The 3,245-nt window shown below is 33.1% G+C and carries 1 protein-coding gene and 2 rRNA genes; all 3 read left to right on the top strand.

All coding sequences use genetic code 11. The annotated features are described in order from the left end of the window. Window positions 1-182 precede the first annotated feature (182 nt). Window positions 183-299, top strand: a 5S ribosomal RNA gene (rrf, locus tag ACECE_RS0202295). 639 nt (window positions 300-938) lie between these two features. Then, window positions 939-2,543, top strand: a complete 1,605-nt coding sequence (locus ACECE_RS0202290; RefSeq protein ID WP_010243782.1) for a putative polysaccharide biosynthesis protein — start codon at window positions 939-941, stop codon at window positions 2,541-2,543. Between the two features lie 494 nt (window positions 2,544-3,037). Next, window positions 3,038-3,245: ribosomal RNA gene (locus ACECE_RS0202285) — 16S ribosomal RNA — on the top strand; the annotation flags it as partial.

The following is a 3,245-nucleotide window of genomic DNA, read 5'->3' as shown; positions in this document are numbered from 1 at the left end:
GGCCAGAGGTGTAAGTGCAGTAATGTATTTAGCTGACTGGTACTAATAGGTCGAGGGCTTGACCAAATATTTTACAGGTAGAAAAGGTCTTTTAAGAAGTCTTAATGAAGAAATCCGCTTTTCATCTTGATTCCAACATTATATATTTTTGAAGGTGCATAACCTTAAAAAGTTTACAATTTTCTGGTGGTTATAACGAGAAGGTCACACCCGTTCCCATTCCGAACACGGTAGTTAAGCTTCTCAGTGCTGATGATACTTGGATGGAGACGTCCCGGGAAAGTAAGTCGCTGCCAGATTTATATCAAGACCTTATGGTTTACGCCATAAGGTCTTGTTTTATTATAAGATATTCTGATAAAAGTTTGTGATGTTAACCCTAAATTCCCGTATAAAATATCACATACAAATTGAAAGAGTCTATTTAATCATATTTCATAGATTTTATTGTTTATGTATGTGATATAAAGTTACGGAATTTAGGATTTGTTTTGTGGATAAGGTTGTCGCTATAACAACTTTATCCACAAAGATTTTATACAAAAATATAGTATAAGGTTAAAAATCAGATGTGATATTGTAAACAACAGCAAAGTTTTGTAACATATACTTTAAAAATAAATAACTTTATGCTTCAACATATATAAAATTAAAGTTCGATATAAATAAAATATAAACATAAATTTGAAAAGCTGCTAGCCTTTTTTTAATAGATGTAATATGATAAGTCTAGAATGAAATAGTGTTTCCAATACACTAATGCTGTTATATAAGAATAAATATGCTAAAATATTTATTCTAAAATTCAGGGTTTTGAAAATAGAATTTTTGCCAACAAACATATAAAACATTTCATTGCAGAATAAGAGTTTGGTATATAAGAAATGAATAATGTACAAGATCATTAATAGATTTATTAATTTAAATAGGAGTAGAATATGGAAAAACAGTCATTAACCAAAGGTTTTGCAGTTATGTCGGCAGCGGGTATTATAGTGAAAATCATGTCCTTTCTATACATTCCTTTTTTGATGGCCATAATAGGTGATGAGGGAACAGGCGTATATGGAGCAATATATCAGGTATATGTTTTTATTTATGTTATTGCAAATTCGGGTATTCCCGTAGCTATATCAAAATCTATATCTGAGCTAAATGCAGTAGATAATTACAAAGATGCTTTAAGATCTTTTAAAATAGCGAGATCATATCTTTTAATATTAGGTTTAGTACTATCTATTATAATGTTCATTACAGCAGGTCCGGTGGCAAGTATGCTTAAGTGTGAAAAAGCATCCCTTGGAATAGCTGTTTTATCACCTACATTATTTATTACAGCGATTGTATCTGCCTATAGGGGTTACTTTCAGGGATGTGGCAATATGACCCCTACAGCAATATCACAGGTAATAGAACAGATTGTTAACGTAGTTTTTACTCTTTTATTTGCCTACCTATTTAGAAAGAGTGTAGAGTTGGCATGTGCAGGGGCAACTATTGGAACTTCTGTTGGAGCTTTGATTGCTGGGGGATATCTTATTTATATATTTAATAGTAATAAAAGTCACCCAGAGTTTAAGCTGCTTAAAAACTCAGGCGTTAAGAGGTTAACATATAAGAAGTTGGCAAAAAAGATTGTGAAATACAGTATTCCCATAACTATTTGTGTAGCTGCACAATATGCAGGAAATCTCATTGATTTGGGCAATACTATGACAAGGCTACAGGCTGCTAACTTTAGTGAAACCAGGGCAAGTGAGATGTATGGTTTGCTGTTTAAGTACCAGCAGTTATTAAATGCTCCTATTGCGATAGCTTCTGCACTTGCAGCAACAATACTTCCTATAATTTCTGCTGCAGTTGCTTTAAATAATAAAAGAGAAATTAATGAAAAGATAAATTATGCTTTCAGGTTGTGCTTTTTTATTGCTATTCCGTCAGCAGTTGGTTTTTCAGTGCTAAGTAAGCCTATATATTCAATTTTGAGTTACGGTGAAGGCTCTTATTTGATGATGTATGGTTCGGTTGTACTGGTTTTGATGTCTATATCACAAATACAGTCCTCAATTCTTCAAGGCGCAGGTCGTCTTTACAAAGCTACGTTTTATTTACTGTTGGGAATAGTGGTCAAGATAATTGTCAATTACTTTTTAATAGGTATCAGGGATATTAATGTTATGGGAGCGGTAATTGGAAGTATAATTGGTTTTAGTGTACCGATTGTACTAAATACAATAGAAATAAAAAAGAGTGTAGGTGCTAATATAAACTTTATAAAGCAAATAATAAAACCATTGGTCGCTTCAGGTTTTATGGGCATGACTGTTTGGATAATTTACAAACTATTCTACTTTATTTTCAATTTTATGGGAAACAGCTATATTGCAAATGCACTTGCAACAGCGATATCTGTTTTGGCAGGTGTGGTTGCTTTTATGTTCGTTATGATAATTATAAAAGGTATTACTAAGGAAGATTTGAATAATATGCCGTCGAAGCTTAAATCAATTATACCTAAGAGGTTAATTGTCTTGATAAGATAAATGTTTATGGTTCCGATTGATGTTATATGAGTGTATTAGGTGGTGCTGGCCGCTGTATATTGAAATGCCTAATCTATTCTGTATTTTATAAAAAAATAAAAAGTACGTATAATTTATTATAAAGTAGGATATCATGTTATATTGAAGGAAATAAAACATAAATTTAATTAATTCGAGAATATCAGGTTTTAATGGAGTTGAACCAAACTGAAATAGGTGGTATATTATTAAAGCTGTCGCTGATGCCGAGAACAAAACGCTGAAAGTAATACTAGAGGCGAGTCGGAAGTTAACACAAAAAAAGTTTTAAAAAAAGTGTTGACAAAGAAGAAGCGACATGTTAACATAAGATTCCGCGCTGACGAAGCGAGGATATGGACTTTGAAAAGTAAACAGTGTAAGACGATAAGGAACTCGTTAATTAATTGAGTAACTTGCGAAACAAATATACGCGAGTAAGTAATTTAGAGCCAAAAGGCTCTCTAATAAATATTTTTTTAGAGAGTTTGATCCTGGCTCAGGACGAACGCTGGCGGCGTGCTTAACACATGCAAGTCGAGCGGAGAATATAGCAATATATTCTTAGCGGCGGACGGGTGAGTAACGCGTGGGCAATCTGCCTCATACAGGGGGATAACACTGGGAAACTAGTGCTAATACCGCATAAAATAGTGAAGTGGCATCACTTTACTATCAAAGGAG

The sequence above is a fragment of the Acetivibrio cellulolyticus CD2 genome, from assembly GCF_000179595.2.
GTDB lineage: Bacteria > Bacillota > Clostridia > Acetivibrionales > Acetivibrionaceae > Acetivibrio > Acetivibrio cellulolyticus.
This window is presented reverse-complemented; position numbering and strand designations above follow the sequence as displayed.

Excerpts from the sequence above, each read along its gene's own strand:
- ACECE_RS0202290 (WP_010243782.1), top strand. The coding sequence starts at position 939 with ATGGAAAAACAGTCATTAACCAAAGGTTTTGCAGTTATGTCGGCAGCG.